At 57.9% G+C, this 6,805-nt stretch carries 6 protein-coding genes and 1 pseudogene; 2 read left to right on the top strand and 5 right to left on the bottom strand.

What is annotated here, in order from left to right; all coding sequences use genetic code 11:
* Positions 1-838 precede the first annotated feature (838 nt).
* Both nifA and EN824_RS23450 read left to right on the top strand, forming a co-directional pair.
* Positions 839-1,882 (top strand): annotated as a pseudogene (gene nifA, locus EN824_RS23455) (nif-specific transcriptional activator NifA); the annotation flags it as partial.
* A 582-nt stretch (positions 1,883-2,464) separates the two neighbouring features.
* The gene (locus EN824_RS23450; protein ID WP_024505228.1) at positions 2,465-3,031 is read left to right on the top strand and encodes a sugar O-acetyltransferase; all 567 of its coding nucleotides are present in this window, start codon (positions 2,465-2,467) and stop codon (positions 3,029-3,031) included.
* 307 nt (positions 3,032-3,338) lie between these two features.
* Here the strand turns inward: EN824_RS23450 and EN824_RS23445 are convergent, their stop codons facing one another.
* From EN824_RS23445 to nifB, 5 genes are all read right to left on the bottom strand, one after another.
* Positions 3,339-4,232, bottom strand: a complete 894-nt coding sequence (locus EN824_RS23445; protein WP_024505229.1) for an SIR2 family protein — start codon at positions 4,230-4,232, stop codon at positions 3,339-3,341.
* Positions 4,233-4,266: 34 nt separating this feature from the next.
* On the bottom strand, positions 4,267-4,479 hold the full coding sequence (nifT, locus tag EN824_RS23440; RefSeq protein ID WP_024505230.1) for a putative nitrogen fixation protein NifT: 213 nt from the start codon (positions 4,477-4,479) through the stop codon (positions 4,267-4,269).
* The gene (locus EN824_RS23435; protein ID WP_024505231.1) at positions 4,476-4,796 is read right to left on the bottom strand and encodes a nitrogen fixation protein NifZ; all 321 of its coding nucleotides are present in this window, start codon (positions 4,794-4,796) and stop codon (positions 4,476-4,478) included. The genes nifT and EN824_RS23435 overlap by 4 nt, the downstream gene beginning before the upstream one ends.
* Positions 4,797-4,881: 85 nt before the next feature.
* Positions 4,882-5,076, bottom strand: a complete 195-nt coding sequence (locus EN824_RS23430) for a 4Fe-4S binding protein (RefSeq protein WP_024505232.1) — start codon at positions 5,074-5,076, stop codon at positions 4,882-4,884.
* Between the two features lie 29 nt (positions 5,077-5,105).
* Complete coding sequence (gene nifB, locus EN824_RS23425; RefSeq protein WP_024505233.1) at positions 5,106-6,587, bottom strand: nitrogenase cofactor biosynthesis protein NifB; 1,482 nt, start codon at positions 6,585-6,587, stop codon at positions 5,106-5,108.
* Between the last annotated feature and the right edge of the window lie 218 nt (positions 6,588-6,805).

Here is a 6,805-nt window from a genome sequence, read left to right as displayed (position 1 = left end):
CAAGGTGCGCGTCGCCATGAGCAACGCCTTCGCCATGGGCGGTACGAACGCAGTTCTGGCATTCAGGCAGGTGTAGAAGCCATGCAAGACGCCTCATTTGAGGTCACCTGTCGTATCTAGCTGCTTGAGGGGCGGGGCATTGTGATACAGGGAGAGCTGTGGGGTCCCTCCTTCTCGGCCTCGACGATGTGGAAGGAGCCTGTGCGGCGAAACGGGCTAGACGCCCCCAGGCCCAGAACTTGGGCGAAACCAACTCCCACCAAAGGACAGCCGGTTTAGTAGCCGAACAATGAAACCTCGCTCGACGAGCCGCCGTCTCTACTGTCTCCGGCCTCACGCGGTTGAAGCGAACAGCGCAGCAGCTACTGTTCCGCACAACTCGGATGGCAATTGGGACAAGTCCGCACATGTCGTCACGTACGCTGAACGCCGCAGGTACAGCCAAACTGGGGCGGGGCGTTTCTGCCGTTTTGATAGAATTCTATCAAACTGACAATTTTCCTTGCATAAATGCAAGGAGAGCTCGGTTGACTCCCCTCCTTTCTTGTCAAGGATGAGTTTGCAGGCTGCGGTGCGGCAGAAGCCGGACAGAACAGCGACCGGTCGAGTAAAGGCCTGCGCAAACCGCATATTGCGAGCGCCCGCGCGGAGGAAGACGCTCGTCCTGGTGAAAGGCAACGATGCTCAGGCGCCATTGCCATTTGCCGAGGGCGTCCGCGCGCCGAAAATTTCGAAGCAACAAAGGTGAGATCGAGAATGATGATGACGAAATACAACACAGCTCACCGTCCAGTGCAGTTCTACCGGCGGGTGGCGGAGTGGGATGGGCTGCCAAATGGAACGTAAAAAGATCAGCAAGGAGATGCTTGGCGATAGTCAGGCGCTGCGCAAGCTGCGTGAGCACCTTGTCAAGGTGGCCAAGGCGAAGACTACGGTCCTGTTGCGAGGTGAATCCGGAACCGGTAAGGAGCTGGTTGCCAAAGCCATTCACGAGCTCTCGCCTCGCGCCAAGCAGCCCTTCATCAAGGTCAATTGCGCGGCGCTCACCGAGACGCTTCTGGAATCTGACTTGTTCGGTCATGAGAAGGGTGCCTTCACCGACGCGAGCAGTTTGCGCAAGGGGCGCTTTGAGGCTGCCGACAAAGGCACATTGTTTCTGGACGAGATTGGCGAAATATCAGGTTCGTTCCAGGCTAAGCTGCTGCGTGTCCTGCAGGAGCAGGAGTTTGAGCGCGTCGGCAGCAACCACACCATTAAAGTTGATGTTCGCGTGATTGCCGCAACGAACAGGGACTTGGAAACGGCAGTTCAACGCAAGGAGTTCCGGCAAGACCTCTATTATCGCATCAACGTCGTCACTTTACGCGTGCCGGCATTGCGCGAAAGGCGAGGTGATATTCCGCTCTTGGCCGCTCAGTTTCTCAAGAATTTCAATACTGAGAATGATCACACGCTGACCTTCGCTCCCGAAGCGATTGAGGTGCTAATGAACTGCGAATTTCCAGGCAACATCCGAGAGCTCGAAAACTGCGTTCAACGGACGGCAGTTCTGGCGACGGGTCCATCAATCCTCAGAACTGACTTTGCCTGTTACGCGGATCAGTGCTTGGCCGCGGCGCTGTGGAAGAACGGACCGCCGACGTCAGAGAAGTCGACTACGATCCAGCCTTCCGCCGCCTGTGCCGCCCCGCCCGTCGGCGACGGGCAAGCGCCGATAGGCCCTGCCACGAGTCGTGGTAGGGTGCCCGATGCCGATACGGTCATTGCTGCCATGGAAAAGTGTGGCTGGGTGCAGGCAAAGGCGGCGCGCCTGCTCGGTTTGACCCCGCGCCAGATCGGCTACGTGCTGAGAAAACGCGGTATCGAGATCAAGCGTCTCTGAAACAACCCGCCGAGCAAGAGCTGGAGCAGGTCAAGCATTGGTGCTCTGGCGAGCCCATCGGCCAGGCTTACGAAGTGGGTGTGAACAGCGCTGCCAAGATTCCGGCCGTGTGCTTTCTACCACGTAGTCATACTGGGGCTCTGCGACTGACAAACTAAAAAGGAGTAATCCTATGGCTAGTAACTTCGCTCTACACCGCAAGGCAAATCAATTCGACGTGCCTGGATCCAGAAATAATCGATGTATTATTGGTGACACGCCAGCATGCGTAGAGGCGACGCGCAGATCTCCGCTGGCGGGACCTGGTCGATACATTAGCTGATGGCTTACCGCTCGATATCACGCAATCTGAGATGGGCATGAAAGTGAGTTCGACCGCTGGACAGTTGCCGACCTCGTCAGGTATTGGCCCCTGCGACCGGTTGATCTGCGATATCCAAATTCGCGGAAGTTGGTCGAGACGAAACTGTCGCCCCGGCTCGTGACCGACCGCGCGCCCGGCAAGACCGAGTTACAAAGTTGCCGAGGCAGTTTGATGTGCGTTCCTGCATCACTGTACGGGACACGACCTGACGGGAGACTATGATGCGTAGCCAAAAAGAAAAGATGCTCGCAGGCGAGTTTTACAATGCGGCGGATCCGGAGATCCAAGCTGACCTGTTGGCCACCGGGGCTTGGCTCAAGCGGTACAATGATACGCTGGGGCAGACCACGGGGCATTGGCATGAGCTTTTGTCCGAGCGGCTGGGAGAGGTTGGGCGCGGAACGGTCATCCGTCCGCCCTTTTTTTGCGACTACGGATTCAATATCCGCATTGGAGCCAATGCCTACATCAACTTCAACTGCGTTATTCTTGACGTGGTAGAGGTCAAAATCGGGCAAGGAACGGCAATTGGGCCTGCTGTGCAGATTTATACCGCCGATCATCCACATGATGCCGAGCAGCGGCAGGCCGGCCTGCAGGTCGGGCGTCCTGTTCACATTGGCAGCCGTGTCTGGATCGGCGGTGGAGCAATCATTCTGCCTGGCGTCACGATTGGTGATAATGCAGTGGTAGGCGCTGGCTGCGTGGTCACACGAGATGTTCCCGCCGGGGCAAAGGTAGTGGGAATTCCTGCTCGCGTGGCCGACCCACATAAACAGGCATAATCAACCTCGTTGACCCTGGAGGTGCATGCGAACTGTCGAAACTGTGCCGAATTTTTGTCGAAGCCATTGAGCGCTGCATATGTTGTCGCGACTCGGGCGCTTCAGTTCTTTTGCCACGGGGGTCACAAGATCATGTGCGTAATGCCGCCGCAACGTGCTCACGTCCCGCAGCAGCGGACCCTTTCACATCGCCCAACGAATTCAGAGCCTACGTTGTGCTGCCACTAGCATTACTACTCACGAATGTATTCCCAACTGAGTTTTCGCCCTTGGAGGCAAGCAGCGACTCACCAGCAATCGCCGGCCATTAATCCTGGCTAGCATCGACCCCGACGAGGCGAGCCGCGGCGTTGCGGATCGGCATGTCGATGACCGTGATTGCGCCTTCGGCAAGGAAACGACGTTCGTTTCTGGTCAGCGTAGCCGAATCGATCACCGCAAAATGTGGGCCAGTGGAGCGCTTCATCAGCTGTCTGGCATATGTGCGCAGCATCTGATCGTTGAAGCGGCAGCCCACGAAGAAAAAACCCCGGTTGACGCGCCGTTGCTTCACCGCGTCCGGGATCGGCGTCTGGATATCAATTTCGGTTAGGACTTCGACGTAATCGGAATCAGCCACGAGGAAGTTTGCCGCCGGCCTGACGCTGCCGTGCGGCGCATAGAGCACCGTCCTAGCCACTTGTTCGGCCTCGAGTTCTGTTCCTGACAAATCGTAAGTTCTCGTCCAGATGTTACCGATTCCGGTCGCGCGCGTCGTTCCTTGTATCTCGACAACGTCTGTTTGGCCGGCCTCTGCAAGGGCTGCTCGCATGGCGCCATCGTACCAGCTGTCGATGATGACAGACAGTTGAAGGGTTGCGAGCCAGGCGTGAAGAACGGTCGGCTCGGCGGGGGCTGCGAATATCTCCGCCATCCACGCTTGGAGAGTCCGACGATGTCGGCGCTGCTCGATAAACTGCGCGACCGACCACATATTGGTGCGAATCCTGGAAGGGGCAGGCGCCCGCTTGTTGAGGGCCGCGGCGACATCTTCAGGGGTGCAAGGTACAGGTGATTCCGGTGGGTTAAGCTGCAGAAGACCAGGACCGAGATAGGGGATCACTCGATCGGCCTTGAGAGCGCCGTTCAGCAGGTCAATCAGTTTTTTGGCAAAACTGCCCCGGACGACGACGAGATGGTCCCAGCTCAGCATCGTGTTCATACGCGTTTCCTCTCCGCCACTGAACCCACCGGCATCAGGCCCCGTCGGAAATCTTCATCGCCTCGACGGTGATCGGCAAACGCGTGTCGCGCGGAAGGTCGGGCAGCATGAGCCGCCAACCGTTCCTGAGCGTCACGGTCCCGCCCCATAAGTCAGCGTTCTCAATCTCGGTGATCGGCTCTTCGAGATCCTTCTTGGGGACATAAGCCGACAAGCCAGTAGCGGTCCTGCGAATCATTACTTTCATCCGGCTGTTCCCCCGTTGGAAATGCCTTCAGCTCCGCAGGGAACCTCGACTTTGTCGAGGCTAATGAGTTCGCGCGCTCGCATGCCGACGACCGTGCCACGATCGATCCATTCGACCGCATAGATGAAGAATTGCTGGAGAAAGGTTCCAATGTCGCGCACGTAGCCTTCGTCGCCCTTCCGCACGAGGTTTTCGCCGATCTCCTTGCCGGGATAGGTGCCGTCGTTTTTTATGTGGCGTATCGCACGGACCCGCTCACCCTGCATGAACCGTGGCGGTCTGCCGATTTCGACCTCCTGTTCGCGTCTGGACCACATGCTGTCCATTCCTTTCTCGAGGCTTTTGTTGTGGTCGCGGGTTGCAGGCGTCGTCGTGCGGCGAACCCGACCGTTTCGGTAGGAATCAAGCGGGAACGCAGGTTTTCGGTACCGGACAGACCGACACGCATTGCTGCGTATCGAAGGCCTCCTTGCATTCGGTGCACTTGTTTGGATCGATCACATAGGCGTCGCCCTTGAACTTGATCGCTTCCGAAGGACATTCGAACTCGCAGGCCCCGCATTGGGTACATTGGGATGCGATGATCTTTAAAGCCATTCTAACTCCTGGTTATCGGACGAGACGGCTCAGGCCGTCGCCGCTAGTGGTCTGATCCCAAACTCTGCCGCGTAAAGTGCGCTGACTGCGGTCTCGATGTAGTCATGGCCATAGGCGTCGGTTACGCGCAGTCCAGCTCGCGAGAGTTGTTCCTTCGGGCGATTTCCGATCTTGGCGCATAGCACTATGTGTATGCCTTCGAGCGCTGCGATGACGCCCTCGAGGATGGCGTCTTCGCCCCCGCCTCCGAGGCAATACCGCTCGACCTTCCGATGCCCGACCAAGCTGATCCCTCTAGGCGAGACTTCATAAACCTGGAATTCCTTCGCGTGGCCGAAGTGTTCGTTGACCCGTCCACCTCCCTTAGTGGCCACCGCAACCAGAAGCGACTTTTCGGAGTCTGTTGCCTTGACCATACCGATGGCCTCGCTCCTCGCCGCCTCATGATCACGGCGCTCGTGTGCGACCACCTGCCGATAGGCCTGACGCTTGCCAGCATCGTAGGCGACATCGTCGGGAATCCCGTCCAGCGTGAATTCCTGGCCACGATCTTCACCGAGCAGGCCGACAGCATCTGCCCGGCACTGCCGGCAGTGGCGCATCAACTTGGCGCCACCTTCAAGTCGATCCTGAAGAGCCATCATCTCCATTGCCGTTGGGCCGCGCTGCCCGATGAGTCCGTAGTGGGTACCGTGCGCCGGGTCCGAAATCAGAGGCATCACGTTGTGCAGAAACGCGCCCCGCTCCCTGACCATTTTGTTCACCTCAAACAGGTGCTGGTCGTTCACTCCAGGAATCATCACCGAGTTGATTTTGGTGAGGATGCCGCGCGCGCTCAGCATCTCCAGGCCCAGCATCTGCCGCGCGTGCAAGATTCGAGCGGCTTCGATGCCGAAGTAGCGGCGATTTTCATAAAAGATCCATGGATAGATCTTCGCGCCGACTTCCGGGTCGACCATGTTGATGGTGACCGTCACGTGATCAACATTCATTTCGGCAAGCTCGGCGACATGGTCCGGCAGCACGAGCCCATTAGTGGAGACGCACAGCTTTATGTCGGGGATTTCCCTGATGACGCGGTCGAGCGTTGCCTTCGTTTTCTCCCAATCGTAACAGGCATCCCCCGGCCCAGCGATGCCAAGAACCGAAAGCTGCGGAACTTTGTTGGCAACGGCGATGACCTTGCGTAGCGCTTGGTCGGGCGTCAACTTCTCAGACACAACACCAGGCCGGCTCTCGTTGGCGCAATCGTATTTGCGATTGCAATAGTTGCACTGGACATTGCAAGCCGGCGCGACCGCCACATGCATACGCGCGAAATAATGATGCGCTTCCTCCGAAAAGCAGGGGTGATCCTTGATCCTTTCCCAAATAGCCGGATCCCCTTCGCCCGGGCTGGTCGGCGACGAGCCGTAGGAGGACGATGCGCAGCCACCGGATTTCGCGGCTGCCAGAAAACCCTCGGATGTCGTGCTAGTCGGCCCCTCAATCGAAACTGTCGGTGAGGACATCAAACGGCTCCGTTGCTGGTAACGTCGCGGTTCAAGGTGCAAGAGCCATACCAACTGAAAAAAGCGGCTTCAGTTCACTATTCGGGTCGATATCGCATTGTGTCAGGCCGGCGCGACACAATTTTGTCCTGCTTGCGACAGTGCAAGTCCAAATCCGTTCAGAAGCACGAAGCACTCCTTGTCGCGCACAGGGCGCGCAAGACCACTGGCCTGACGAT

Origin of the sequence: Mesorhizobium sp. M8A.F.Ca.ET.181.01.1.1 (assembly GCF_004792025.1) — a bacterium.
In the GTDB taxonomy this organism is placed as follows: domain Bacteria; phylum Pseudomonadota; class Alphaproteobacteria; order Rhizobiales; family Rhizobiaceae; genus Mesorhizobium.
The sequence above is the reverse complement of the archived record's forward strand: the minus strand, read 5'-3'. Positions and strand labels throughout refer to the sequence as shown.

Bases quoted from the DNA above. Each gene is read 5' to 3' on its own strand.
- EN824_RS23435 (WP_024505231.1), bottom strand. From the start codon at position 4,796: ATGTGGTCCAGACGCGAACAGGAGGTCGAAATCGGCAGACCGCCACGG.
- nifT (WP_024505230.1), bottom strand. From the start codon at position 4,479: ATGAAAGTAATGATTCGCAGGACCGCTACTGGCTTGTCGGCTTATGTC.
- nifB (WP_024505233.1), bottom strand. From the start codon at position 6,587: ATGTCCTCACCGACAGTTTCGATTGAGGGGCCGACTAGCACGACATCC.
- EN824_RS23450 (WP_024505228.1), top strand. From the start codon at position 2,465: ATGATGCGTAGCCAAAAAGAAAAGATGCTCGCAGGCGAGTTTTACAAT.
- EN824_RS23445 (WP_024505229.1), bottom strand. From the start codon at position 4,232: ATGAACACGATGCTGAGCTGGGACCATCTCGTCGTCGTCCGGGGCAGT.
- EN824_RS23430 (WP_024505232.1), bottom strand. From the start codon at position 5,076: ATGGCTTTAAAGATCATCGCATCCCAATGTACCCAATGCGGGGCCTGC.